The organism is Acidovorax sp. JHL-9 (assembly GCF_000426205.1).
Lineage (GTDB): Bacteria > Pseudomonadota > Gammaproteobacteria > Burkholderiales > Burkholderiaceae_C > Acidovorax > Acidovorax soli.
Genome location: NZ_AUEX01000005.1, coordinates 16,391 through 41,324, shown reverse-complemented (window position 1 = coordinate 41,324; position 24,934 = coordinate 16,391). Strand labels below are relative to the sequence as shown.

General features: G+C 66.5%; 27 protein-coding genes. 16 read left to right on the top strand and 11 right to left on the bottom strand.

Going from position 1 to position 24,934, the window contains the following annotated elements; translation table 11 throughout:
• The first annotated feature begins 32 nt into the window (after nt 1–32).
• From fba to K225_RS0105460, 5 genes are all read left to right on the top strand, one after another.
• A complete protein-coding gene (gene fba / locus K225_RS0105480; protein WP_026435475.1) occupies nt 33–1,097 on the top strand; it encodes a class II fructose-bisphosphate aldolase in 1,065 nt (354 codons plus the stop codon).
• Between the two features lie 237 nt (nt 1,098–1,334).
• On the top strand, nt 1,335–2,936 hold the full coding sequence (locus tag K225_RS0105475; protein WP_026435474.1) for a Re/Si-specific NAD(P)(+) transhydrogenase subunit alpha: 1,602 nt from the start codon (nt 1,335–1,337) through the stop codon (nt 2,934–2,936).
• Nucleotides 2,937–2,963: 27 nt separating this feature from the next.
• Nucleotides 2,964–4,376, top strand: coding sequence for a Re/Si-specific NAD(P)(+) transhydrogenase subunit beta (gene pntB, locus K225_RS0105470; protein WP_026435473.1), 1,413 nt, complete (start codon nt 2,964–2,966; stop codon nt 4,374–4,376).
• Between the two features lie 94 nt (nt 4,377–4,470).
• A complete protein-coding gene (locus K225_RS0105465) occupies nt 4,471–6,150 on the top strand; it encodes a long-chain-fatty-acid--CoA ligase (protein ID WP_026435472.1) in 1,680 nt (559 codons plus the stop codon).
• A gap of 76 nt (nt 6,151–6,226) precedes the next feature.
• Entirely contained in the window at nt 6,227–6,976 is a 750-nt protein-coding gene (locus K225_RS0105460) for a 5'-methylthioadenosine/adenosylhomocysteine nucleosidase (protein ID WP_026435471.1), read from the top strand.
• 93 nt (nt 6,977–7,069) lie between these two features.
• Here K225_RS0105460 and corA read toward each other — a convergent pair whose 3' ends face one another.
• The 4 genes from corA to tsaB all read right to left on the bottom strand — a co-directional run bounded on the left by corA (nt 7,070) and on the right by tsaB (nt 10,294).
• Nucleotides 7,070–8,056 (bottom strand): magnesium/cobalt transporter CorA, encoded by a 987-nt coding sequence (corA, locus tag K225_RS0105455; protein WP_026435470.1) that lies wholly within the window; start codon nt 8,054–8,056, stop codon nt 7,070–7,072.
• Nucleotides 8,057–8,296: 240 nt separating this feature from the next.
• Entirely contained in the window at nt 8,297–9,079 is a 783-nt protein-coding gene (locus K225_RS0105450; protein WP_026435469.1) for a uracil-DNA glycosylase family protein, read from the bottom strand.
• A gap of 10 nt (nt 9,080–9,089) precedes the next feature.
• The gene (gene rimI, locus K225_RS0105445; protein WP_026435468.1) at nt 9,090–9,569 is read right to left on the bottom strand and encodes a ribosomal protein S18-alanine N-acetyltransferase; all 480 of its coding nucleotides are present in this window, start codon (nt 9,567–9,569) and stop codon (nt 9,090–9,092) included.
• Complete coding sequence (gene tsaB / locus K225_RS0105440) at nt 9,566–10,294, bottom strand: tRNA (adenosine(37)-N6)-threonylcarbamoyltransferase complex dimerization subunit type 1 TsaB (protein ID WP_026435467.1); 729 nt, start codon at nt 10,292–10,294, stop codon at nt 9,566–9,568. Before tsaB ends, rimI begins: the two co-directional genes overlap by 4 nt.
• 136 nt (nt 10,295–10,430) lie before the next feature.
• Between tsaB and dacB the strand changes: the two genes are divergently transcribed.
• From dacB to K225_RS0105425, 3 genes are all read left to right on the top strand, one after another.
• Nucleotides 10,431–11,840 carry a D-alanyl-D-alanine carboxypeptidase/D-alanyl-D-alanine-endopeptidase gene (dacB, locus tag K225_RS0105435; RefSeq protein ID WP_369794838.1) on the top strand — a complete coding sequence of 470 codons (1,410 nt, stop codon included), beginning with the start codon at nt 10,431–10,433 and terminating at the stop codon, nt 11,838–11,840.
• Nucleotides 11,841–11,859: 19 nt separating this feature from the next.
• On the top strand, nt 11,860–12,129 hold the full coding sequence (locus K225_RS0105430; RefSeq protein WP_026435465.1) for a SemiSWEET transporter: 270 nt from the start codon (nt 11,860–11,862) through the stop codon (nt 12,127–12,129).
• A 119-nt stretch (nt 12,130–12,248) separates the two neighbouring features.
• Nucleotides 12,249–13,559 carry a lipase family protein gene (locus K225_RS0105425; protein ID WP_026435464.1) on the top strand — a complete coding sequence of 437 codons (1,311 nt, stop codon included), beginning with the start codon at nt 12,249–12,251 and terminating at the stop codon, nt 13,557–13,559.
• Nucleotides 13,560–13,627: 68 nt separating this feature from the next.
• Here the strand turns inward: K225_RS0105425 and K225_RS0105420 are convergent, their stop codons facing one another.
• The 4 genes from K225_RS0105420 to purE all read right to left on the bottom strand — a co-directional run bounded on the left by K225_RS0105420 (nt 13,628) and on the right by purE (nt 17,355).
• Nucleotides 13,628–14,581 carry an SGNH/GDSL hydrolase family protein gene (locus K225_RS0105420; protein WP_026435463.1) on the bottom strand — a complete coding sequence of 318 codons (954 nt, stop codon included), beginning with the start codon at nt 14,579–14,581 and terminating at the stop codon, nt 13,628–13,630.
• Nucleotides 14,582–14,655: 74 nt separating this feature from the next.
• Nucleotides 14,656–15,672, bottom strand: coding sequence for an L-threonylcarbamoyladenylate synthase (locus K225_RS0105415; RefSeq protein WP_026435462.1), 1,017 nt, complete (start codon nt 15,670–15,672; stop codon nt 14,656–14,658).
• Nucleotides 15,673–15,688: 16 nt separating this feature from the next.
• Nucleotides 15,689–16,864, bottom strand: a complete 1,176-nt coding sequence (locus K225_RS0105410) for a 5-(carboxyamino)imidazole ribonucleotide synthase (RefSeq protein ID WP_026435461.1) — start codon at nt 16,862–16,864, stop codon at nt 15,689–15,691.
• Nucleotides 16,861–17,355 (bottom strand): 5-(carboxyamino)imidazole ribonucleotide mutase, encoded by a 495-nt coding sequence (purE, locus tag K225_RS0105405; RefSeq protein ID WP_026435460.1) that lies wholly within the window; start codon nt 17,353–17,355, stop codon nt 16,861–16,863. The genes K225_RS0105410 and purE overlap by 4 nt, the downstream gene beginning before the upstream one ends.
• A gap of 152 nt (nt 17,356–17,507) precedes the next feature.
• Between purE and trxA the strand changes: the two genes are divergently transcribed.
• Entirely contained in the window at nt 17,508–18,416 is a 909-nt protein-coding gene (trxA, locus tag K225_RS0105400; RefSeq protein ID WP_026435459.1) for a thioredoxin, read from the top strand.
• Between the two features lie 61 nt (nt 18,417–18,477).
• On the opposite strand, the gene K225_RS0105395 is transcribed toward trxA, so the two are convergent.
• Complete coding sequence (locus K225_RS0105395) at nt 18,478–19,398, bottom strand: phosphoribosylaminoimidazolesuccinocarboxamide synthase (protein WP_026435458.1); 921 nt, start codon at nt 19,396–19,398, stop codon at nt 18,478–18,480.
• 93 nt (nt 19,399–19,491) lie between these two features.
• The gene (locus K225_RS22720) at nt 19,492–19,617 is read right to left on the bottom strand and encodes a hypothetical protein (protein WP_255346460.1); all 126 of its coding nucleotides are present in this window, start codon (nt 19,615–19,617) and stop codon (nt 19,492–19,494) included.
• Nucleotides 19,618–19,815: 198 nt separating this feature from the next.
• On the opposite strand from K225_RS22720, the gene hpf reads away from it, so the two are divergent.
• The 3 genes from hpf to hprK all read left to right on the top strand — a co-directional run bounded on the left by hpf (nt 19,816) and on the right by hprK (nt 21,711).
• Nucleotides 19,816–20,148: a ribosome hibernation-promoting factor, HPF/YfiA family gene (hpf, locus tag K225_RS0105390; protein ID WP_026435457.1), complete on the top strand. Its 333-nt coding sequence runs from the start codon at nt 19,816–19,818 to the stop codon at nt 20,146–20,148.
• A gap of 110 nt (nt 20,149–20,258) precedes the next feature.
• Nucleotides 20,259–20,726 (top strand): PTS sugar transporter subunit IIA, encoded by a 468-nt coding sequence (locus K225_RS0105385; RefSeq protein ID WP_026435456.1) that lies wholly within the window; start codon nt 20,259–20,261, stop codon nt 20,724–20,726.
• Nucleotides 20,727–20,754: 28 nt separating this feature from the next.
• Nucleotides 20,755–21,711 (top strand): HPr(Ser) kinase/phosphatase, encoded by a 957-nt coding sequence (gene hprK, locus K225_RS0105380; protein WP_026435455.1) that lies wholly within the window; start codon nt 20,755–20,757, stop codon nt 21,709–21,711.
• A gap of 59 nt (nt 21,712–21,770) precedes the next feature.
• Here the strand turns inward: hprK and fur are convergent, their stop codons facing one another.
• Complete coding sequence (fur, locus tag K225_RS0105375) at nt 21,771–22,187, bottom strand: ferric iron uptake transcriptional regulator (RefSeq protein WP_026435454.1); 417 nt, start codon at nt 22,185–22,187, stop codon at nt 21,771–21,773.
• Between the two features lie 89 nt (nt 22,188–22,276).
• Between fur and K225_RS0105370 the strand changes: the two genes are divergently transcribed.
• From K225_RS0105370 to K225_RS0105355, 4 genes are all read left to right on the top strand, one after another.
• On the top strand, nt 22,277–22,837 hold the full coding sequence (locus K225_RS0105370) for an outer membrane protein assembly factor BamE (RefSeq protein ID WP_026435453.1): 561 nt from the start codon (nt 22,277–22,279) through the stop codon (nt 22,835–22,837).
• A 63-nt stretch (nt 22,838–22,900) separates the two neighbouring features.
• Nucleotides 22,901–23,740 (top strand): 4-hydroxy-tetrahydrodipicolinate reductase, encoded by an 840-nt coding sequence (gene dapB, locus K225_RS0105365; RefSeq protein ID WP_026435452.1) that lies wholly within the window; start codon nt 22,901–22,903, stop codon nt 23,738–23,740.
• 17 nt (nt 23,741–23,757) lie between these two features.
• Nucleotides 23,758–24,480 (top strand): MotA/TolQ/ExbB proton channel family protein, encoded by a 723-nt coding sequence (locus K225_RS20400; RefSeq protein WP_051248722.1) that lies wholly within the window; start codon nt 23,758–23,760, stop codon nt 24,478–24,480.
• Nucleotides 24,477–24,902 (top strand): biopolymer transporter ExbD, encoded by a 426-nt coding sequence (locus tag K225_RS0105355; RefSeq protein ID WP_026435451.1) that lies wholly within the window; start codon nt 24,477–24,479, stop codon nt 24,900–24,902. Before K225_RS20400 ends, K225_RS0105355 begins: the two co-directional genes overlap by 4 nt.
• The last annotated feature ends 32 nt before the right edge of the window (nt 24,903–24,934 follow it).

Here is a 24,934-nt window from a genome sequence, read left to right as displayed (position 1 = left end):
GCCTCCCTCAACCCTGAACGGACTTCACCACCATGCCCCTCGTCTCGATGCGCGAACTGCTCGACCATGCTGCCACCAACGGCTATGGCATTCCTGCCTTCAACGTCAACAACCTGGAGCAGGTGCAGGCCGTGATGGCTGCAGCCGACGAGGTGGGTGCGCCCGTCATCCTGCAGGCCAGCGCCGGCGCGCGCAAATATGCGGGCGAGCCCTTCATCAAGCACCTGATCCAGGCGGCTGCCGAGATGTACCCCCACATTCCGCTGGTCATGCACCAGGACCATGGCACTTCGCCCAAGGTGTGCCAAGGCGCGATCGACCTGGGCTTTGGCTCGGTGATGATGGACGGCTCGCTGATGGAGGACGGCAAGACCCCTTCGTCGTTCGACTACAACGTCGAAGTCACGCGCAAGGTGGTGGGGCTGGCGCACCAGTTCGGCGTCACGGTGGAGGGCGAGCTGGGCTGCCTGGGCAATCTGGAGACGGGTGATGCCGGGGAAGAAGATGGCATTGGTGCCGAAGGCAAGCTGGACCACAGCCAGATGCTGACCGACCCTGAAGAGGCTGCCCAGTTTGTCAAGGCCACCCAGCTGGACGCCCTGGCCATTGCCATTGGCACCAGCCACGGCGCTTACAAATTCAGCCGTCCGCCCACAGGTGACATCCTGGCCATCAGCCGCGTCAAGGAAATCCATGCCCGCATCCCCAACACCCACCTGGTGATGCACGGCTCGTCTTCGGTTCCCCAAGAGCTGCTGGCCATCATCAACCAGTACGGCGGCAAGATGAAGGAAACCTATGGCGTGCCCGTGGCCGAAATCCAGGAAGCCATCAAGCACGGCGTGCGCAAGATCAACATCGACACCGACATCCGCCTGGCCATGACGGGCGCGGTGCGCAAGTTCCTGGCCGAAAACCCCGAAAAGTTCGATGCCCGCGAATGGCTCAAGCCCGCACGCGAAGCCGCCAAGGCGATTTGCAAGCAGCGTTACATCGAGTTCGGCTGTGAAGGCCAGGGGGGCAAGATCAAGGGAGCATCGCTGACCGTGATGGCCCAGAAATACACTGCGGGCGAATTGGCCCAAGTGGTCAACTGACGTTTTTGCGCCCCCCTCCAGCGCCAACCGGCAGCCCTTGTGCTGCCGGTTGGCGTTTTGGGGGGGCCAACCAGGCGAGAGGGTCCTGGAGGTGGTGGGCCTTGCATTTTCTTCATGTAAGCTCGTGGTCAGTTAGCGCGCACGGGTGCGTGGGCGGAGCATCGCGGCCCGGTTCGATAGCGCAGCAAGCCACAGCGGGGCTCGCGCAACGATCACTCAACTTGGAGGAGACCATTCATGCAGGCAAACCCCATTCCACCGGTGCAATGCATCGGCATACCCAGGGAAACCTTCCCCGGCGAAAAGCGTGTGGCCACCGTGCCCGAGGTGGTGGAAAAGCTGATCAAGCTGGGCTTCCGGGTCGCCGTGGAGTCGGGTGCCGGGGATGCCGCCAATTTCAGCGATGACGCCTACCGCGCCGCCGGGGCCCAGATCGTCGGCGACGCTGCCGCCCTGTGGGCCGCTTCGGACATCGTCTTCAAGGTGCGTCCGCCCAGCAATGACGAAGTGGCGCTGATGCGCGAGGGCACGACGCTCATCGATTTCATCTGGCCCGCCCAGAATCCCGAGCTGATGCAGCAGCTGGCGGCCCGCAAGGCCACGGTGCTCGCCATCGACTGCCTGCCGCGCACGCTCTCGCGCGCGCAGAAGATGGACGCGCTGACCTCCACAGCCGGTGTCTCGGGCTACCGCGCCGTCATCGAGGCGGCCAACGCCTTTGGCCGCTTCTTCAACGGCCAGATCACGGCGGCGGGCAAGGTACCGCCCGCCAAGGTGTTCATCGCCGGTGCGGGCGTGGCGGGCCTCGCCGCCATCGGCACCGCAGCCAACCTGGGGGCCATGGTGCGCGCCAACGACACGCGCGCCGAGGTGGCCGACCAGGTCAAGTCGCTGGGCGGTGAATTCGTCAAGGTGGATTACGAAGAGGAGGGCTCGGGCGGCGGCGGCTATGCCAAGGTCATGAGCGAAGGCTTCCAGGCCGCGCAGCGGCAGATGTACGCAGAGCAGGCCAAGGACGCGGACATCATCATCACCACCGCGCTGATTCCGGGCAAGCCCGCGCCCAAGCTCATCACCGCCGAGATGGTGCAGAGCATGAAGCCCGGCAGCGTGATCGTGGACATGGCCGCCGAGCAGGGCGGCAACTGCGAGCTGACCGTGCCTGGCCAGGCCGTGGTGCGCCATGGGGTGACCATCGTCGGCTACACCGACCTGGCCTCGCGCCTGGCCAAGCAGTCGTCCACGCTGTATGCCACCAACCTGCTGCGCCTGACCGAAGAGTTGTGCAAGGCCAAGGACGGCGTGGCCGTGGTCAACATGGAGGACGACGCGATCCGGGGCCTCACCGTGGTCAAGGACGGCGCGATCACCTGGCCCGCCCCGCCGCTCAAGCAGGCACCTGCGCCTGCGCCCAAGGCTGCGGCGGCCCCCGTGGCCGTGAAGAAATCCAGCCACGGCCCGGGTGAACCCATGTCCGCCAAGACGCTGACCATCGTCTTTGCCGTGCTGGCCTTGCTGTTCTGGGCCGTCGGCGCCTATGCGCCCGTGGCTTTCCTGGGGCATTTCACGGTGTTCGTGCTGGCCTGCTTCATCGGCTACATGGTGGTGTGGAACGTCACGCCCGCGCTGCACACGCCGCTGATGAGCGTCACCAACGCCATTTCCAGCATCATCGCCATCGGCGCGCTGGTGCAGATTGCGCCACCCGATGCCGGCGTCAACGGGCGCCCTGATGGGTTGATTCTCTGGCTGGCCTTTGCCGCACTGGTGCTCACGGCGGTCAACATGTTCGGCGGCTTTGCCGTGACGCGCCGCATGCTCGCCATGTTCCGCAAATAACAACGACAAAGCCAAGGAAAGACGCACATGTCCCAAAGTCTCGCTACCGTTGCCTACCTGGGAGCGGCCATTTTGTTCATCCTGAGCCTGGGTGGGCTCTCCAACCCCGAAACCTCGCGCCGGGGCAACCTGCTGGGCATGGTCGGCATGGCGCTGGCCGTGCTGGCCACGGTGTTCGGCCCCCGCGTCAGCCCTTCGGGCATGGCCTGGATCGTCGGCGCGCTGGTGGTCGGCGGCGGCATCGGCCTGTATGCCGCCAAGGTCGTCAAGATGACCCAGATGCCCGAGCTGGTTGCGCTCATGCACAGCCTGGTGGGCCTCGCGGCCTGCCTGGTGGGCTTTGCCAGCTATGTCGATACCTCGATCCAGCTGCAGGGCGCGGAGAAGATCATCCACGAGGTGGAGATCTATGTCGGCATCCTGATCGGTGCCGTGACTTTCTCCGGCTCGCTCATCGCCTTCGGCAAGCTCAACGGCAGGATCGGCGGCAAGCCGCTGCTGCTGCCCGGCCGCCACTGGCTCAACCTGGCCGCGCTGCTGGTGGTGGTCTGGTTCGGCCGCGAGTTCCTGCGCGCCGAGACGATAGAGCAGGGCATGGTGCCGCTGATGGTGATGGCGGTGATCGCGCTGCTGTTCGGTATCCACATGGTCATGGCGATCGGCGGCGCCGACATGCCGGTGGTGGTGTCCATGCTCAACAGCTATTCGGGCTGGGCGGCGGCGGCCACGGGTTTCATGCTCTCCAACGACCTGCTCATCGTCACCGGCGCACTGGTGGGTTCTTCGGGCGCCATCCTGTCGTACATCATGTGCAACGCGATGAACCGCAACTTCATCAGCGTGATCGCGGGCGGCTTCGGCTCGGGCGCTGGCACGCCCGCCAAGAAGGGTGATGCAGCGGAGCCGCAGGGTGAGGCGGTGCCCGTCAGCGCCGCCGAGACCGCCGAGCTGCTGCGCGAGGCCAAGAGCGTCATCATCGTGCCCGGTTACGGCATGGCCGTGGCCCAGGCCCAGCACACGGTGAACGAGATCACCCAGACCCTGCGTGCCAAGGGCGTCAACGTGCGTTTTGGCATCCACCCGGTGGCGGGCCGCATGCCCGGCCACATGAACGTGCTGCTGGCCGAGGCCAAGGTGCCCTACGACATCGTGATGGAGATGGACGAGATCAACGAGGACTTCCCCGAGACCGACGTGGCCATGGTCATCGGCGCCAACGACATCGTGAACCCCAGCGCCCTCGACGATCCCACCAGCCCCATCGCGGGCATGCCGGTGCTCGAAGTGTGGAAGGCCAAGACCTCGATCGTGATGAAACGCTCCATGGCCTCGGGCTATGCGGGGGTGGACAACCCGCTGTTCTACAAGGACAACAACCGCATGCTGTTCGGCGATGCCAAGAAGATGCTTGACGAAGTACTCGCCGCGCTCAAAGGCTGACGGGCATAATCCGTCCGCAGAAAAAGCACGGCCGTGCTGAAAAAAGCCGGCGTGTTTTCATGGCCGCAATAAAACCTACCTGGAGACCGCGCAAATGACCGACCGCCCGTGGCTGGCCGCCTACCCGCAAGGCGTGCCCGCCGACATCGACCCGTCACACTACCCCTCCCTCGTTGCCCTCATGGACGAGGCATTCACCCAATACGCCGACCGCATCGCCTACAGCTTCATGGGCAAGGAGGTCACGTTTGCACAGACCGATGCCTTGAGCAGTGCTTTTGCGGCTTACCTGCAGGGCCTGGGCCTGGTCAAGGGGGACCGTGTGGCCATCATGATGCCCAACGTGCCGCAATACCCCGTCGCGGTGGCGGCCATCCTGCGGGCAGGCTTTGTCGTGGTCAATGTGAACCCGCTGTACACCCCGCGCGAGCTGGAGCACCAGCTCAAGGACTCGGGTGCCAAGGCCATCGTGATCATCGAGAACTTTGCCTCCACGCTGGAGCATTGCATTGCGCACACGCCCATCAAGCATGTGGTGCTGTGCGCCATGGGCGACCAGCTGGGTATGCTCAAGGGGCTTCTGGTCAACTACGTGGTGCGCAACGTCAAGAAGATGGTGCCCGCCTACAACCTGCCGGGCGCCGTGCGTTTCAATGATGCGGTGGCCCAGGGCACGCGTGGCACGTTCAAGAAGCCCGACATCCGGCCCGACGACATCGCCTTGCTGCAATACACCGGCGGCACCACGGGCGTGAGCAAGGGGGCCATCCTGCTGCACCGCAACGTGATCGCCAATGTGCTGCAGTCCGAGGCCTGGAACGATCCGGTCATGAAGAAGGTGCCCGCCGGCGAGCAGCCCACCAGCATCTGCGCGCTGCCGCTGTACCACATCTTCGCGTTCACGGTGAACATGATGCTGTCCATGCGCACAGGCGGCAAGACCATCCTGATCCCCAATCCGCGCGACCTGCCGGCCGTGCTCAAGGAGCTGTCCAAGCACACCTTCCACAGTTTTCCGGCCGTCAACACCTTGTTCAACGGACTGGCCAATCACCCCGACTTCAACACCGTCAACTGGAAGAACCTCAAGGTATCGGTGGGCGGCGGCATGGCGGTGCAGGGCGCGGTGGCCAAGCTGTGGCTCGAAAAGACCGGCTGCCCCATCTGCGAAGGCTATGGCCTGTCGGAAACCAGCCCCTCGGCCAGCTGCAACCCGGTGACCGCCAAGGAATTCACCGGCACCATTGGCGTGCCCTTGCCCAGTACGTACATGAAGCTGCTCGACGATGATGGCCATGAGGTCACCACCGTGGGCCAGCCCGGCGAAATCGTGATCAAGGGACCGCAGGTGATGGCCGGGTACTGGCAGCGCCCCGATGAGACCGCCAAGGTCATGACCGAAGACGGCTATTTCAAGTCCGGCGACATCGGTGTCGTGGACGAGCGCGGCTTTTTCAAGATCGTGGACCGCAAGAAGGACATGGTGCTGGTCAGCGGCTTCAACGTGTACCCGAACGAGGTCGAGGAGGTGGTGGCCAACTGCCCGGGCGTGCTGGAATGCGCCGTGGTGGGCGTGCCCGACGAGAAGTCGGGCGAGGCCGTCAAGCTGGTGATCGTGAAGAAGTCGCCCGACCTCACCGAGGCCGATGTGCGCGAGTTCTGCCGCCGCGAGCTCACGGGGTACAAACAGCCCAAGGTGATCGAGTTCCGCACCGAGCTGCCCAAGACACCCGTCGGGAAAATCCTGCGCCGCGAACTGCGCGACAAGAAGTGAGGCCGCGGGGCCGCAGTGCCCCGCTTCACCCTTGCGGGCGGCTTCGGTCGCCTTCTCTTTTTCAGAGGCTATTTTCATGACCACGGCCATCCTCAGCGCACTTCCCGAAGAACAATCCGGCCTTGTCACCAGCTTGCAGCAGCCCCAGCGCAGGGTGCACGCGGGGCGTACCTTCTGGACCGGGTCACTGCACGGCCACGGCGTGGTGCTGGCGCTTTCGGGCATCGGCAAGGTGGCGGCGGCCACCACGGCCACGGCGCTGATCGAGCGCTTTGGTGCGGACCGCATCGTGTTCACGGGCGTGGCCGGTGGCGTGGGCGATGGTGTGCGGGTGGGCGATGTGGTGGTGGCCCAGGACTATGTGCAGCACGACATGGATGCCTCGCCCCTGTTCCCGCGCTGGGAGCTGCCCGGCTACGCACGGGCACGACTGGCCTGCGATGCGGCTTTGTCGGCTCTGCTTTTGGACGCTGCCCGCGCTTGCGTGGCAAGCGCTCAAGGGCAGTTTGATCTCAAAACCACCAACCCCACCCAGCGAGTGCACCACGGCCTGATGGCCAGTGGCGACCGCTTTGTCTCGGCCGCGCACGAGTCCGACCGGCTGCGCACCCTGCTGCGCGACGCGGGCCACGACGTGCTGGCCGTGGAAATGGAAGGTGCCGCCGTGGCCCAGGTGTGCCTGGACTACGGCGTGCCGTTTGCCGCCGTGCGCACCATCTCCGACCGCGCCGACGACACCGCGCACGGCGACTTCGCGCTGTTTGTGCAGACCGTGGCCAGCCGCTATGCCGACCACATGGTGCACGGGTTTCTGCAAAAGCTATGAAATTGATAGCTCCTGGCGCTTTTCGGTAAGCGTTAATGGTCAATTCGACCATTGTTTGCCACTGACGCGCCCAAGGTCAGCGCCACAGGGGGGCTATTTCAACCAGCCGCGCTTGCGGAAGTACCACATGGGCCCCAGCGCGCTGGCCACCATGAGCGCGAGGGCGTACGGGTAGCCCCAGGTCTGCGCCAGCTCAGGCATGTGCTGGAAGTTCATGCCGTACACGCTGGCAATCAGCGTGGGCGGCAGCAGCGCCACGCTGGCCACCGAGAAGATCTTGATGATCTTGTTCTGGTTGATGTTGATGAAACCGACCGTGGCGTCCATCAGGAAGTTGATCTTGTCGAACAGGAAGGCCGTGTGGTTGTCCAGCGACTCGATGTCGCGCAGGATCTGGCGGGCCTCCTCGAACTGGTCGGAGCTGAGCATCTTGCTGCGCATCATGAAGCTCACGGCGCGGCGCGTGTCCATCACGTTGCGGCGGATGCGTCCGTTCAAGTCCTCCTGGCGGGCGATGGCGGCCAGCACCTCGCCGGCGCGGGCATCGGTCACGTCGCCGGCCAGCACCTGCTTGCTGACCTTCTCCAGCTCGTCGTAGATGTTCTCCAGCGTGTCGGCCGAATACTCGGCGTCGGCGTCGAACAGTGCGAGCAGCACCTCCTTGGCATCCTCGATCAGGCCCGGTGCCCGGCGTGCGCGCATGCGCAGCAGGCGGAACACGGGCACGTCCTCGTCGTGGATCGAGAACAGCACGCCCTTGCTTTTCAGCGTGGGGTTGGTCAGGTTCAGGATGAAGGCCACGCGCACCGAACGCGGCTGATCGTTGTCGTCGATGAGAAAGTCGCTGCGGATGTGCAGGTCACCGTTGTCTTCTTCGTAGAAGCGGGCGGATTCCTCGATGTCCTCGTCCATCGCGTCTTCGGGGATGGACAGGCCGTAGTGCTGCTTGATCCAGCGTTTTTCCTCGATCGTGGGGTTTTCCAGATCGACCCAGATGGGCTGAAAGCGGGTGAGTTCTTCCAGGGATTCGATTTCTTCCTGGAACAAACGGCCGTTGGCAAGCGAAAAGATATTGAGCATGGCTCACTCCCTGTTTGGTGGCATCTGCAGTGGGGTTTGGGGGTGCTTTCATCCCCACGGGCAGGCCGGGGAGCTGAAAGCTACCAACTCGGGTAGGTTTCCACGGGGTTTTCTCCGTCAAAGTGCAAGCCGCGAATTATGGCACCGGCCCGTGGCGTGCGTGTGACGCGGGCCGGCGGGGGCGGCGTACCCCGATTCTCAGGGCCTGTTGACGATCCCTGCGAGATCGTCGACAGGCTTTCAGGGGCTGGCGGGGGTGGCCTGCACCAGCGCCAGCGCACGACACAGGTCCGCCCAGGCAGCGGCCTTGTTGCCCTGGGCGCGCAGCAAAAAGGCGGGGTCGTAGGTGACGATGGCGGGGCATCCCGCCAGCTGGTGCAACTCGGCGCGCAGGCGGCCCAGGGGTTCGGTGCGCGCCAGGGTCGCCCGGGCCGCCACATGGCCCAGTACCAGCACCATGGCGGGGTGCAGCGTCGCCACCACTTCCTCCAGTGCCGCGGTGACATTGGCGGCCGCTGCAGCGGCGCTGGCCGGGGGGCGCTCCAGGATCGCCAGAAAAACGCGGGGGTGCAGGTGCAGCCGCATGGCCCGCAGCATGTTGTCCAGCAGGCGGCCCGCTTCGCCCGCCAGGGGCTCCGTGGGCGAGAGGCTTTCGGCCACCACCAGCCAGCCAGCACCCAGCCCTGCCGGCGTCTGCGCGGGGTCGGCCGCGGGGTAGAGCGCCTGCGGCGCATGCAGGATCAGCGCAGGTGCGCTGCCGCCCTGCGGCATGGGCGGCTGGACGGCCGGGGCGACGCCCGGGGGGATTGCACGTTCCCGTGCGGTATGCGGTGCCGTCCGGGAGCCGGCATCCGCCGCAGCCATCGCCGGCGGGTGCGCGGCGGGCGCGGTCGCAGTCTGCTGGGAACGCACGGCATCGGCCACGGGCGGGGGCGCAGGCGCCGGCGTTTCTGCGGGGGCCCAGACGGTGACACCCATCTCTTGCAGCATGGCGCGCTGGCGCGCATCGAGGTGAAGGCTCATGGCAGCGGACTCATAACGGCAGGCTCATGACCACGGCGTCCTCGCGCTGGCCCCCAGGGGCCGGGTAGTAGCGCTTGCGTTCGCCCACGCGGCGAAAACCGTGGGCCTGGTAGACATGCAGGGCGCGCTCGTTGCTCACGCGCACTTCCAGCCATAGCCACTGGGCACCCCGCCCGCGCGCCCACAGCGCCAGGGCGTCGAGCAGCACGCGCGCCCAGCCTTGCCTCTGGCAGGCCGGGGCCACGGTGATGTTGAGCAGATGCACCTCGTCCACCCCCATCATGGCCACGAAGTAACCCAGCAGCTGGTCGCCCGCCATCAGCAGCTGGGCCTGGTAGCCCGAGGCCATCGCGTCGGTGAAATTGCCCCGTGTCCAGGGATGGGAATAGGCGCTGCATTCCACGTCCAGCACGTCGTCCAGCCGGAACAGCGTGAGCGGCTCAAAGCGTGCCTCGGGGGCATGGGCGGGGGGCGAGAGGATGGCGCTCATGGTGTTGTCTGTGCGGGCGGGGTTGCACGCAGGGCCGCCCGTTCGGCAGCGGTGTAGGCCACTTTATCGCGGATGTAGCGGGGCAGGGCTTCGCGGGCCGGCACGGCGCCGCCCGCTGCGAGCAGGGCGGGGGCCAGCCGCAGCAGGGCCGTGGCCGTGGGCAGCGCGCTGGCGTGCAGGGCGTCGGGTGCCAGGCGCCCGGCGTAGGCGGCCCCGGCGTTGCCCGCCAGTGTCCAGCCTGCGGGCACCTGCACGGCCTCGGGGGCGCACAGGCCGAAGTCGCCATCGGTGCGCCAGTGGCCGGCAGCGCCGCCCTGGTCTGGCTGCCATTCGCAATGCGCCACGTACACCTCGTCCATGCGCGCGTCCAGCACGGCCACCACCTGGGTGCAGCCGTGCTGGTGGCGGGCTTCCTCGGCCACGGCGAGCAGGGTGTCCACCGGCAGCACCGGCACGCCCGCGCCGCCGCGCGCACCAAAGGCCAGCCCCTGGGCCACCGCGCAGGCCGTGCGCAGGCCGGTGAACGAGCCCGGGCCGCGGCCAAACACGATCGCGTCCAGCGTGGCAAAGGACAGCCCCGCCTGCGCCAGCAGCGTGCGAATGGCGGGAACCAGCGTGGCCGAGGTCTGCGCGCCCCCCGGTCCGGTGTGCTGCCACCAGGCATCTCCGGCCTGCACGGCGATGGAGAGGGTGTCGGTGCTGGTGTCGAAGGCAAGCAGGTTCATGGGGCCGGGTGGGTCTGGGTTCGGAGTGCAATTATCAGGGGCGCACCAGCGCGCTGCGGGATTTTCCGGTCTGCGCAATGCACCCCGGCGATAGACTTGGCCGATGATGTCTGTTCCTGCTGGTTGCCGCGCGGCCATGGTGCGCTGGTGGTTTTTGTGCCTTCTGTCCGTGGGTGGTGCAGCCCATGCCCAGGCGCCGGCATCGCTTCCTGCCGAGGTGGAGGCGGCACTGGCGCGTGCCCGCCTGCCCCGGGAGGCCCTGTCCGTGCTGGTGGTGGATGCAGAGGCCGGCCGCCAGGCACCGCGGCTGGCGCACCGCGCGCAGGTCGCCACCAACCCCGCCTCGGTCATGAAGCTGGTGACCACCTACGCGGCCCTCGACCTGCTGGGCCCCGCCTACACCTGGAATACGCCCGTGTATGTGGACGGCATGGTGCAGGGCGACAGCCTCAAGGGCAACGTGTATATCCAGGGCCAGGGCGATCCCAAGCTGGTGATGGAACGCCTGTGGCTGCTGCTGCGCCGCCTGCAGGGCCAGGGCATCCAGGTCATCGTGGGCGACATCGTGCTGGACCGCACCGCTTTTGGCGTGCCCGACCATGATGCTGCCCGCTTCGACGGCGAGCCGCTGCGCCCCTACAACGCGGCGCCCGATGCCTTGCTGCTGAACTACCACGCAGTGGCCATGACCTTTGTGCCCGATGCCACCGCCGGGCTGGCGCGCATCCAGTACGACCCGCCACTGGCCGGCGTGCAGCGCCAGGCCACGGTGCCACTGGCCGCCACCGGCGCGGAGTGCGGCGACTGGCGCGCCGCCTTGCGGGCCGAGCTGGCCGACCCGGCACGTACCGCGTTCCAGGGTGCGTATCCGGCCCGCTGTGGCGAGCGCGTGTGGGCGGCGGCGTTCCCCGACCCCAAAGGCTTTGCCGCACGCGCCGTGGAGGGCATGTGGCGCGAACTGGGCGGCAAGCTCACGGGCAGCGTGCGGGACGGCAAGGTGCCTGCGGGGCTCATGCCGGTGTTCGTGGCCACATCGCCCGCTCTGGCCGAGGTGGTGCGCGACGTGAACAAATACAGCAACAACGTGATGGCGCAGCAGCTGTTCCTCACGCTTGCCTTGCGCAGGAATGGCGTGGCCACGTTCGACGGCGCGCGCGACACGCTGCGCCAGTGGTGGCAGGGGCGCATCGGTGATGCCGAACCGCCCCTGCCCGACAACGGCGCTGGCCTGAGCCGCGAGGCCCGCATCAGCGCCCAGTCCCTGGCGCGCATGCTGCAGGTCGCCTGGCAGTCGCCGGTGATGCCCGAGCTGGTGGCTTCCCTGCCGATTGCCGGCGTGGACGGCACGCTGCGTCGCAGCCAGAGCCGTGCGGGCGCGGCCCACCTCAAGACCGGCAGCCTGCGCGACGTGATGGCCGTTGCCGGCTATGTGCATGCCGCCAGCGGCCGCCGCTATGTGCTGGTGGCCATCGTCAACCACCCACAGGCGGGCGCCGCGCGGCCGGTGCTCGACGCCCTGGTGGACTGGACCGCGCGCGATCAATAGCCTCAAAGCAATTCACATCATGCCCCTGCACGACCTCATCGGCTACCTGGCTGCGACCCTGACCACCTGCAGCTTTCTGCCCCAGGCGCTGCATACGTTCCGCACCCGCGACGTCAGCGGCATCTCGCTGGGCATGTACGGCACCTTCACGCTGGGTGTGGCGCTGTGGCTGGCCTATGGCGTGGCACTGGCCGCCTGGCCCATTGTTGCGGCCAATGCCGTCACGCTGGCACTGTCGGGCGCCATTCTGGGCATGAAGCTGCGCTACGGCGCGCGCCGCAAGGGCTGAATCCCAGGGGTGTCGCCCAGGCGTCTGGGCGCGGGTGCGGGCCGCGTAATTCCCTATGGATGCTGCAGTGCGGGTGCGCGCACGATGTGAGGCTCTTCACCGCTCCAAGGGATCGCTTCATGACGTATTTCCGCCCTTCCTGTGTTGCCGCGGCCGCGGCGTTGCTGGTCGCCTGCGGGGGCTCGGAGGGTCCGCAGCGGGGTGCGCTGGTGGAGCCGGCTGCGACACTGACCACGCTGACCGCCGCACAGATCGATGCCACGACGGCGGCCAGCGGCCTGCAGGCGATCAGCGGCAAGGCCCGGTGCGATGTCCGGGTGGTGGCGCTCAACTACACCACGGTGGGCGTGCGGGAGGGTGAGAGCACCAACGCATCGGGCGTGATGCTGGTGCCGGGAGGCCCTGCCTGCACCGCGCCCGCGCCCCTGGTGGCCTACGCCAAGGGCACGGATGTGCAGAAGCCCCGCACGCTGGCCAACCCGCAAGACGGCGAAACCTTCTTGCTGGCAGCGATGTATGCCGCCCAAGGGTACGCCGTGGTGGCCACCGATTACCTGGGCTTCGCCAAATCGGCCTATGCCTACCACCCGTATCTGCATGCGGATTCCGAAGCCACGGTGGTGCTCGACTCCGTCCGCGCCGCGCGGGCGGCGGCGGCCAGCGTGGGCGCCAACCTCTCGGGCAAGGTGATGTTCACCGGCTATTCGCAGGGTGGCCATGCGTCCATGGCCGCCCACCGGGCGGCGGAGCGCGACCATGCCGGCGAGTTCAACGTGGTGGCAGGAGCCCACCTGGCGGGGCCCTACAACCTGTCGGGCCAGCTGCGGGTGCCCGATGCGATTGCCGGGGTGCAGTTCTTCGTGCCTTACCTGGTGACCTCGTGGCAAAAGGTGTATGGCAATGTCTATGCCGACGTCAAGACGGCCTTCAAGCTGCCTTATTCGGGTTACATCGAGACCCTGTTGCCCAGCCCCACGCTCGACACCACCACGCTGGTGTCCTCGGGCGCATTGCCCGGGGGCCCCGGCGTCACGCCCAACCAGGCCCGTGACCTCGTGTTCCAGCCCGAGTTCCTGGCTGCAGCCCAGGCCGGTGGCACCAACCTCTTGTTTCTGGCGGCCAAAAAGAACGACCTCCTGGGCTGGAGCCCCAGGGCGCGCTTGCTGCTGTGCGGTGGTGCGGGCGACCCCACGGTGCCGCCGGCCATCCACCAGCAGGCCATGAAGGCCGACTTTGACAGCCGGGGGCTGACCAACGTGACTTCGGTGGATGTCGATGCGCTGGTGCAGGCCACGTACGGGCCCGGAGGCAAGGCGCCCACCGATCCGGCCTCGGCGGCGTTTGCCACGTATTACGGCAACTACCACGGTACCTACGAGCCCCCGTTCTGCCATGCCCAGGCGCGGGCAGTGTTGGATGCCGTCCGATAGCCAGGCACTGCGCGCATGAAAAAAGCCGACCCTCGGGCCGGCCTTTTGCTGCCTGTGCGCGGCGCGGCTTACCAGCGGGCCCGCAGGCGGTCGTAGGCGTAGTTGCCGAACTGGCGGTGGGCCGAGGGCGTCATGTAGACCGCGTCGGCAAATACATACTTGTCCTGGTTGGCGCCAGCGAGCAAGGTGGAGGTATTGCACAGGGCCGAATTGACCTGGCCGGTGCCAATCCCGATGCCGTTGCCCGCATCCACCGAGGTGCACACCGGCGTGGTGACGTTGCCAAAGCTGTAGGAGCCAGGGGCATTGGTGAACAGGTTGACGTAGTAGGCCGCATCCACATACAGCACGGTCGCACCCAGATCGACGATGTTCACCAGCAGGCCGTCGTTGAAGCGGCTGCTGGCGTTGTGGAGCAGGGTCGCCTGGTTGGTGGCCGTGGCCCAGGGCGACTTGCTCATGTCGTAGGTGCCGGTTACCACCACCTGCTTGGCGCCTGCATTGACGAGACGGCGCACCTGGCCCGCCAGTTCCTGGCCGGCTGCATGGGCTGCGGCCAACATGTTGGCTTCGGTCTGGGTGCCGGCCTTGAGTGCAGCCATGCCCGCGATCACGTCACTGGCCCCGGCGTTGACGAACACCACGTCACTGGCACCAAAGCTGCCGCCGGCCAGAAAGCGGTCGATCTGCTCGGTGATGGTGAGGGTGGTGGCGTCGCCAGCCGCATCGGGCTTGGCCGAAACGCGTGCATTGCCCACGGCATAGCTCAGGCCGCCCGATGCCGCAGGGGTGATGGTCTTGCCGTAGCGCGAGGCAACCTGTTGCGTCCAGTTGCTGACGGAGCCGTCGTTGACGGTATAGCGTGCGCCTTTTTGCCCCACGTCGCTGAAGGCATCGCCAAAGGCAATGAAGCGGTCGGGCGTGAGCTTCGATTCGATCGTGCTCGAACCACAGGCCGCCAGCAACGCTGCCGACGCACATGCGGCAACCACGAAGGTGCGGCGCATCCAATTTGCTGCCATGTATTTCTCCAGAAAAGTGGGGGGCTAGTTTAACGACGCAAGGTCAACGGATGTAAAGCGCGGGGCTCAGCCTCTCAGGCCGCAGCGGCGCGCTGCAACCGGTCCCGCACGCCTTCCCATTCGGGGGTGGCGGGCGGGGTCTCGATCCAGATCAGCTTTACGGCCTGGTCGTCAAAGCCGCGCAGCACGGCAAACAGCTGCTGCGCGGCGGCGGCGGCGTCATCGGGCATGCGGCGCATCACCAGCCTGGACGAGCGTGTGTGCAGCGCGCTGCGGGCATAAATGGCGATGTGTGCCGCATCGGCGCCCAGCAGGTCCAGCGCGGTCTGCAGCGCCCGGGCGTCCATCAGGCGCACCTTGGCGGCAGGGGCATAGTGGGCCTCCAGCGTTCCAGATGCCCGTGGTGTATGCGCTGGAAGCTCTTCTTTGGATAGCGGCTGGATGCCGCAGGCCGCCGCAATCTGCGCCCGCGTGATGGCGCCCGGGCGCAGCAGCACGGGCACGCCGCGCGTGCAGTCCACGATGGTGCTTTCAATGCCCACGGCGCAGGGGCCGCCATCGAGCACCAGCAGGTCGGCACCCAGCTCGTCCTGCACATGCTGGGCGGTGGTGGGGCTCACGCGGCCGAAGCGGTTGGCGCTCGGTGCCGCCACGCCCCACACAGGCGGGCCGCCGTGGGTGGCGGCATCGCCGGACGCGGCGCAGGCCGCCAGCAGCGCATGGGCCACGGGATGCGCGGGGCAGCGCAGGCCCACGCTGTCCTGCCCGCCGGTGGCGGCCGTGGCCACACCCGGAAGGCGCGGCAGGATCAGGGTGAGCGGGCCGGGCCAGAAGGCGTCCACCAGCTTTTGCGCAAAGTCCGGCACCGCGCTGGCGAAGTGGCCGATGCCCGAGGCATCGGCCACATGCACGATCAGCGGGTGGTCGCTGGGGCGGCCCTTGGCGGCGAAGATCTGCGCCACGGCGGCATCGCTGCTCGCGTCGGCCGCCAGGCCATACACCGTTTCGGTGGGCAGGCCCAGCAGGGCGCCGCTGCGCACGGCACGCGCGGCGGCGGCGATGGATTCGGGCAGGGTGCCGTCCAGAATCATGCTTGCAGCGGCGCCATCAGAACGGTGCGATACCCAGCAAGGCCGCGGCCTTCAGGGCGGTGGCACGCGCAGCTTCAGGGGTCGCCGCGGTGATGTTGAGGTGCCCCATCTTGCGGCCGCGTTTGGCTTCGCGCTTGCCGTACAGGTGCAGATGGGCGCCGGGCAGGGCCAGCACTGCGGCCCAGGGCGGTGTCTGCTCTGCATCGCCCTGTGCAAACCACAGGTCGCCCAGCAGGTTCAGCATGACGGCGGGGCTGTGCTGGCGCGGCTGCGTCAGCGGCAGGCGGGCCATGGTGCGCACCTGCAACTCGAACTGCGACACATCGCAGGCGTTCTGGCTGTAATGGCCGCTGTTGTGCGGGCGGGGAGCGATCTCGTTGACCACCAGGCTGCCGTCCTGCAGCACGAAAAACTCCACGCACAGCACGCCCACGTAGTCCAGACCTTGCGCCACGGATTTCGCCGCTTTTACCGCTTGTTCCGCAATCGCTGGAGGCAAGTTTTGTTCGTGAACCTCGGTCACGGCCAGGATGCCATCGCGGTGCAGGTTGCGCTGCACGGGCAGGTGCACCATGGCGCCGTCCACGCCGCGTGCCACCAGCACCGAGCATTCGAGCTGCAGCGGCAGCATCTTTTCCAGCACGCAGGGCACCTTGCCGACGGCATCCCAGGCGGCGGCCAGCTCGGCAGCGGTTTTGACGCGCACCTGACCCTTGCCGTCGTAGCCCATGCGGGCGGTTTTCAAAATGCCGGGCAAGAGATCGGCTGAAACGCAGGCCAATTGCTCGGCGGTTTCGATCACGGCATAGGGTGCGCAGGGCACGCCACAGGCCACGAAATGGGCTTTTTCCCGCACGCGGTCCTGCGCCACCGAAACGGCGCTGGCGGCGGGTGATACCGGGCATTGCGCAGCCAGCGCGGCCAGGGCAGCGGCGGGCACGTTCTCGAACTCGGTGGTCACTGCATCCGCCAGGCGGGCCAGTTCGGCCAGGCCCTGCGGGTCTTCGTAGTCCGTCTGGATGTGGTGGTGGCTCACCAGCCCGGCGGGGCTGGTGGGGTCGGCGTCGAGCACGGCGGTGAAGTAACCCATGGCCTGGGCCTGGTGCACGAACATGCGGCCCAGCTGGCCGCCGCCGAGCACGCCCAGCGTGGATCCCGGCAGCAGCGGTGGGAGAGAAGTGTCTTGGCTCATGCGGCAGGCGGCAGGGTCATGTTGCGCGCCACCTCGGTCTGCTCGGCACGGAAGGCTTCGAGCCGCTGGCGCAGTTCGGGGTTTTCAGAGGCCAGCAGGGCCACGGCAAACAGTGCGGCATTGGCGGCGCCAGCGGTGCCAATGGCAAACGTGGCCACGGGGATGCCCTTGGGCATCTGCACGATGGAGTGCAGCGAGTCCACGCCCTGCAGGTGGCGGCTGGCCACGGGCACGCCCAGCACGGGCACGGTGGTCTTGGCGGCAATCATGCCGGGCAGGTGGGCGGCGCCGCCGGCGCCGGCGATGATGGCCTTCAGGCCCCGGCCAGCGGCCGCCTCGGCGTAGGCAAACATGTCGTCGGGCATGCGGTGGGCGGAGACCACGCGGGCCTCGTGCGAAATACCGAATTGCGCAAGGATTTGCACTGCGTGCTGCATGGTGTCCCAGTCGCTGCTGGAACCCATGACCACGCCGATCTGGATGGGTTTCATGGTGTTGGAGGTGCTGAACCGCGGGCCGCGCCCGCTGCACCGCTGTAGGTGGAACCCGCGATTTTACTTTTTGCGCCTCCCCGGCTGGCGCGGGGGCATTTCGATGGGCCAAAATAGCACGCAAACCGCTCCACTCTAAGCCCTGCACCACCATGATTGACGTCACCGTAGAAAATTTTGAAGCCGAGGTGGTAGCCGCCTCGATGAACGTGCCCGTGCTGGTGGACTTCTGGGCGCCCTGGTGCGGCCCCTGCAAGTCGCTCGGCCCGGTGCTGGAAAAGCTTGAAACCGAATACGCCGGCCGCTTCAAGCTGGTCAAGATCGATTCGGACCAGGAGCAGCAGATCGCCGGCATGTTCGGCATCCGCAGCATCCCCACCTGCGTGCTGCTGATGAACGGACAGCCCGTGGACGGTTTCATGGGCGCCTTGCCCGAGGGCCAGGTGCGCGCGTTTCTCGACAAGCATCTGCCCTCGGCCGAAGTGTTGGAGGCAGAAGCCGAGGAAGAGGAGGCGCTCGATGCGCTGGCCGAAGGCGATACCGACACCGCGCTCGAAAAGCTGCAGCATGCCGTGGTCACCGATCCGGCCAATGACGATGCGCGCTTTGACTATGTCAAGCTGCTGCTGCAACTGGACCGCGAAGACGACGCCAAGGTGGCATTTGCCCCGGTGATCGCCAAGGCCGCTGCGTCGCGCAAGCTCGGTGCCCTGAAGGCCTGGATGGATGCGCTTGATTTTGTCGCTGCTGGCGCATATGGTGAAAACGCGGGAGCCGATTTTGATGTGAAAATTGCCGCAAACAAGCGCGATTTCGACAGCCGCTTCGCCCGCGCCCGCTGGCTCATGGCGCAGCAGCGCTGGACCGATGCGATGGACGAACTGCTCGAAATCCTGATGCGCGACAAGGCCTGGGGCGACGAGGCGGCGCGCAAGACCTATGTGGCCATCCTGGAAATCATCGAGCCACCCAAGGTGAAGGTGGCGGAAGGCCAGATTCCGCCCGAGGACCCGGTGGTGGCAACCTACCGCCGCCGCCTGAGCTCCGTCGTGCTGAGCTGACGGCGCTGCTCACCGCATGAAAAAAGGCCCCGCGGGGCCTTTTGCCTTTGCCGGGTTGCGCTCAGCCCGTCAGGCGTTCGAGCGCCTCGCGGTACTTGGCGGCGGTCTTTTCGATCACGGCCTGTGGCAGGCGGGGCGAGGGCGCGGTCTTGTCCCAGGGCTTGCCGTTGACCTGGGCCTGCTCCAGCCAGTCGCGCACAAACTGCTTGTCGTAGCTCGGCGGGTTTTCGCCCTGGGCCAATGCCTCGGCATAGCCTTCCACGGGCCAGTAGCGCGAACTGTCGGGCGTGAGCACTTCGTCCATCAGCACCAGGGTGCCATCGGGCGCCAGGCCGAACTCGAACTTGGTGTCGGCAATGATCATGCCTTTCGCCAGCGCGATCTCGGCCGCGGCCTTGTAGATGGCGATGCTCAGGTCGCGGATTTTCGTGGCCAGGTCCAGGCCGATCATTTCCACCGTGCGCTCGAACGTGATGTTTTCGTCATGCTCGCCCGCTGCGGCCTTGGCGGCAGGCGTATAGATGGGCTCGGGCAGCTTGGCGGCGTTGGTCAGGCCGGCGGGCAGGGGCACACCGCAGACCGACTGCGACGCCTGGTACTCCTTCCAGCCGCTGCCGGCGAGATACCCGCGCACCACGGCTTCCACGGGGATTGGCCGCAGGCGCTGCACCAGCATCGAGCGGCCGCGCACCTGCGCCGCCTCGGCAGGGCTGACCACGCTTTCGGGGTCGTCGCCCGTCAGGTGGTTGGGGCAGATATGGCCGAGCTTGTCGAACCAGAACAGCGCCATCTGCGTGAGCAGCTCGCCCTTGCCGGGAATGGGCTCGCCCATGATCACGTCGAAGGCCGACAGGCGGTCGCTGGCCACCATCAGGATGCGGTCGTCACCCACGGCGTAGTTGTCACGCACCTTGCCACGCGCCAGCAGGGGCAGCGAGGTCAGGGCAGAAGTGTGCAGGGCAGAGATGCTGGGCTGGGTCATGGTGGTGGTGCGGGCTGGCGGAGCGGAGGGCGGGTCAGGGGCCGGAAATTGTTAGAAATTGCGAAAAAACAGGCAGCTTCGGACCGGCGGATTTTACGTGGTGGTGGATTGGTCGGGCGCTGCGGCCATGGGTGGCCTGTGCGCTGGCCTGGCGGGGCGGTTGCCTGCGGGGTGGGTGGGCGGCACCGGGGTGCAGTGGCGCGCAAGGGGTGTGCCCATAACCTGCTCATTGTGCGCGCTTTTGGCCGCCATGGCACCTGCGCCGGCATAACCCGGCCGCCGGGGGCGGTATGGGATTGCTTTTGGTCTGGTGCGGGGGCATAGTGAATTCACGCCGAAGGATGCATCCGAGTTCCCCGGGCCGCTCTTTGATCCAGGGCGGCATTTTTGTCACAGAGAGCCACAGGAGACTTTCATATGAACCTGACGATCAGCGGTCACCACATCGAAGTGACCCCCGCCTTGCGCAACTACGTCACCACCAAGCTGGACCGGATCACGCGCCATTTCGACCAGGTTGTCGACGTCAAGGTACTGCTGACAGTAGAGAAGCAAAAGGAAAAGGAGAAACGGCAGCGAGCGGAATGCAATATCCACGTCAAGGGCAGCGACCTGTTTGCAGAAAGCTCCCACTTCGACCTGTATGCCGCAGTGGATGAGCTGGTGGACAAGATGGATCGCCAGGTTGTGCGCCACAAGGACCGCATCCAGGACCACCACGACGCATCCAAGCGCGAAATGCTCGCATAAACCATGCAGGTGCAGCCTGCCAACCGCAGCCGCCCATCGGGCGGCTTTTTGCTGCCCTGCGCGTGGCTATCAGGGTTTTTGCCAATGTATGCATAATTGTTACCCTGACCATGAACCGACTCGCCTCTATCCTGCCCTCTGCTCAAGTCCTTGTGAGCGTTGACGCCACCAGCAAGAAGCGTGCTTTTGAAGAAGCGGGTCTGCTGTTTGAAAGCCTGCACGGTCTTTCGCGGGCGCTGATCACCGACAGCCTGTTTGCGCGCGAGCGCCTGGGCTCTACCGGCCTGGGGCACGGCGTGGCCATTCCACATGGCCGCATCAAGGGGCTCAAGGCGCCGATGGCCGCGGTTTTCCAGCTGGCGCAGCCGATTGGCTTCGACGCACCCGATGAAATGCCGGTCGGATTGCTGATTTTCCTGCTGGTGCCCGAGGCGGCAACCCAGAAGCACCTGGAAATCCTCTCGGAAATCGCCGAACTGCTGAGCGACTCGGTGCTGCGCGAAAAGCTCAAGGCCTGCGACGATGCCACGGTGCTGCACGGCATGATCGCCGAGTGGCAGTCCACCCAGGTGGCCTGATTTTTCCCTTGACCCTGGCGGGACTGCCTTGAAGCCCAACGTCGTCAGCGCCGATGTCCTGTTCGAGGAATTCCGGGGCACCCTGAAATGGGAGTGGCTGGCAGGCCTGGGCGCCTCAGAGCGCCGCTTTGACGAGGTGGCGGTGCGCGCGGCACGCTCGGGCGCCGATCTCGTCGGCTACCTCAACTACATACATCCCTACCGGGTGCAGATCCTGGGCGAGCGCGAAATCGCCTATCTCACCAACGCCACGCCGGAAGACTGCCAGCGCCGCATCGGGCGCATCGTCACGCTGGAGCCGCCGGTGCTGGTGCTGGCCGACGGCCAGGCCGCGCCGGATGCGCTGCTGTCCATGTGCGAGCGCGCACAGATCCCGATGTTCGCCACGCACGAGTCTTCGGCGTTCGTCATCGATGTGCTGCGGGCTTACCTTTCCAAGCACTTTGCCGACCGCACCACGATGCATGGCGTGTTCATGGACATTCTGGGCCTGGGGGTGATGATCACGGGCGAATCCGGTCTGGGCAAGAGCGAGCTGGGGCTGGAGCTGATCTCGCGCGGCAACGGCCTGGTGGCCGACGATGCCGTGGACCTGTTTCGCATCAACCAGACCACCATCGAGGGCAAGTGCCCGGAGCTGCTGCAAAACCTGCTGGAGGTGCGCGGCATCGGTCTTTTGGACATCCGCGCCATCTTTGGCGAGACCGCCGTGCGCCGCAAGATGCGCCTCAAGCTCATCGTGCACCTGGTGCGCAAGGAAACGCTGGAGCGTGACTACGAGCGGCTGCCCTACGAGCCCCTGACGCAGGACGTGCTGGGCGTGCCAGTGCTCAAGGTCGTGATCCAGGTGGTGGCGGGGCGCAATATTGCCGTGCTGGTGGAGGCGGCCGTGCGCAACACCATCCTGCAGTTGCGCGGCATCGATACCTACCAGGAATTCGTGGAGCGGCACCGCCGCGCCATGGAGCGCGACTCAGGGGACTGATCCGCAGGCCCTTGAAGGGAGACGCACCGGGACGGGACGCGAAGCGACTCAGGGGTGGTTCATTTAGCGGCGCAGTGCGCGCACTGGCCATACAGGGCCATGGTGTGGTCCTGCACCACCCAGCCCTTGGCCTTGGCAATGATCTGCTGGCGTTTTTCGATTTCCGGATCGTAGAACTCTTCCACCTTGCCGCAGGATGTGCACACGAAGTGGTCGTGGTGCTGGCCTTCATTGAGTTCGTAGATCGCCTTGCCGCTTTCGAAATTGCTGCGGATCAGGATGCCCGCCTGCTCGAACTGCGTGAGCACCCGATAGACCGTGGCCAGCCCGATGTCCGAGCGCTCTTCCAGCAAGACGCGAAAGACATCCTCGGCCGTCATGTGGCGTTGCGCGCCCTTCTGGAAAATCTCCATGATCTTCAGGCGCGGCAGGGTTGCCTTCAGGCCTGTGCTTTTGAGTTCGTCGATATTCGTCATGACCCTGTCTTTCGTGCGCCAGCGGGCTCGACCAGCCACGCAGGACCAGCCGCTACAATGGATTCATCATAGCCTTACGACCCTTTCCCATGCCCGTCAAAGCCCATTGCAGCGCCCGCCCGGGCGTGACCTTGTTCATCGGTGCCTGCCTGGCGGCCTTGGCCGGCTGCAGCAGCCTGGACAGTGCCAGCAACCGCCTGGCGAGCATCGTGACGCCTTACAAGGTGGCTGTGGTGCAGGGCAACTTCGTTTCCAGCGAGCAGGTCGAGGCGCTTCAGCCGGGCATGAGCCGGCAGCAGGTGCGCGACATCCTCGGCACGCCCCTGGTGACCAGCCTGTTCCACGTAGAGCGCTGGGAATACGTGTTCACCATCCAGCGTCCCGGCCAGGAGCTGCAGACGCGCAAGCTCACCGTGTTCTTCCAGGGGGATCTGCTGCAGCGGTTTGACAGTGACACCATGCCCTCCGAAACCGAGTTTGTGGCGTCCCTGGGATCGCGCTCCACCAAGGGCAAGGTGCCCGTGCTGGAGGCCACCGACGCCCAGCTGGCGCGTTTCCCCGCACCCGAGCGCGCGCCCAAGGCCCCCGTGCCTGCACCTGCCGAGCCCGCTTCCAACTCTTACCCTCCGCTCGAAGCGCCTGTGCGCTAAGGGCTGCGGCCCGGGGCTCCGGCACCCGGCGTTACCCGCCACATCCACCGATACAGGAATCACATGACAGGCAACTCTTTGCCCAACCCAGCCGCTTCCCCTTCCTTGCGCGTCGCGGTGGCGGGCGCGTCCGGCCGCATGGGCCGCATGCTGATCGAGGCCCTGCGCGCCAGCGACGACATGGTGCTGGCCGGTGCGCTGGACGTGGCGGCCAGCCCCGCCATCGGCTCGGACGCCACGGCTTTCCTGGGCCACGCCAGCGGAGTGGCCATCACCGCGGATGTGCGTGCGGGTCTGAAGAACGCCGATGTGTTGATCGACTTCACCCGCCCCGAAGGCACGCTGGCCCACCTGGCCGTGTGCGCCGAACTGGGTGTGAAGGCCGTCGTCGGCACCACGGGCTTCACGGAGGCGCAGAAGGCCGAGATCGCGGCATGTGCCCAGCGCACCGCCATCGTGATGGCGCCCAACATGAGCGTGGGCGTCAACGTCACGCTCAAGCTGCTGCAGATGGCGGCCAAGGCCATGGCGACCGGTTACGACATCGAGATCATCGAAGCCCACCACCGCCACAAGGTCGATGCCCCCTCGGGCACGGCCCTCAAGATGGGGGAAGTGATTGCCGAAGCATTGGGGCGCGACCTCAAGGAATGCGCCGTCTATGCGCGCGAGGGCGTCACCGGCGAGCGCGATCCGTCGAGCATCGGCTTTGCCACCATCCGCGGGGGCGATATCGTGGGCGACCATACCGTGCTGTTCGCCGGCATTGGCGAGCGCATCGAAATCACCCACAAATCGTCCAGCCGTGCCACCTATGCCCAGGGCAGCCTGCGTGCCGTGCGCTTTCTCGCAGACCGCAAGGCCGGCATGTTCGACATGTTCGACGTGCTGGGCCTGAACTAACCCCGCAGCGAGCCGGTATGGACGCACTGCACTGGTGGCGCCAGGGGGATGCCGTGACGCAGGGCACGGCCCTGCTGCTGCTGGCCATGTCGGTGGCCAGCTGGGTGGTGATCTTCTGGAAGATGCGCCTCATGCACCGGGCCACGGCCGACGTGGCGCGCTGCACGGCGGCGTTCTGGCAGGCGCCATCGCTGGACATCGCGGCGCAGCGTCTGCCGTCCTTTGACCGTGAAGCGCTTTTTCTTCCTTTGGTTGTTGCTGCAAATTCAGTAGCAAATCAGTCGAATCCCGGTGCACAGGCCACCCTGGCCACCTCCGGGAGCCTGTCGCAGCAGCTGACCCGCGTCTTGCGCGATGCCCTGCATGGTGCCCTGGGGCGATTGCAGTGGGGACAGGTGCTGCTGGCCACGGTGGGCTCCACGGCGCCCTTCGTCGGCTTGCTGGGCACGGTCTGGGGCATCTACCATGCGCTTTCCGCCATGGCAGGTGCCGGGCAGATCACCATTGATCGCGTGGCCGGCCCCGTGGGCGAGGCCCTGGTGATGACGGCTGCCGGCCTGGCGGTGGCCATTCCAGCCGTGCTGGCCTACAACGTGTTCGGCCGCTTCATTGGCCGCATCGAGGCCGACCTGGAAGGTTTTGCGCGCGACCTGCGCGAGCTGCTGGCCGACACGGCCCCTGTTCAAGGTAGCGCCTTGGGGGGCAGCGAACCAGGCGCAGCGGGGAGCGTGGGGGCATGAGTTTCGGCCGGCTGGAGCGCACCCCCGGGCCCCAGCCCATGAGCGACATCAACATGACGCCCCTGGTGGACGTGATGCTGGTGCTGGTGGTGATCTTCATCCTCACGGCGCCCTTGCTGGCCAGTGCCATCCGCCTCGACCTGCCCCGCGCGCAAGGGGCCACGCCCGGCGACGCGCCCCAATTCGTGACCCTGGTGGTGGACCGCAGCGGTCAGGCCTATCTGGACGACCAGCCCTTGTCGCAGGCCGCCCTGGCCGAGCGGCTGCAGCGCATTGGTGCCGCCCGGCCCGACACCGAGGTGCAGTTGCGTGCCGATGCGGCCGTGCCCTATGGCCGCGTGGTCGAAGTCATGGGTGCAGCCCACAGCGCGGGGCTGCAGCGCATCGGTTTTGTCGCCGAGCAGCCCGCAGCAGCACCCTGAGCCACCAGTGCAAGGCCCGGCGCCGCGCCCGT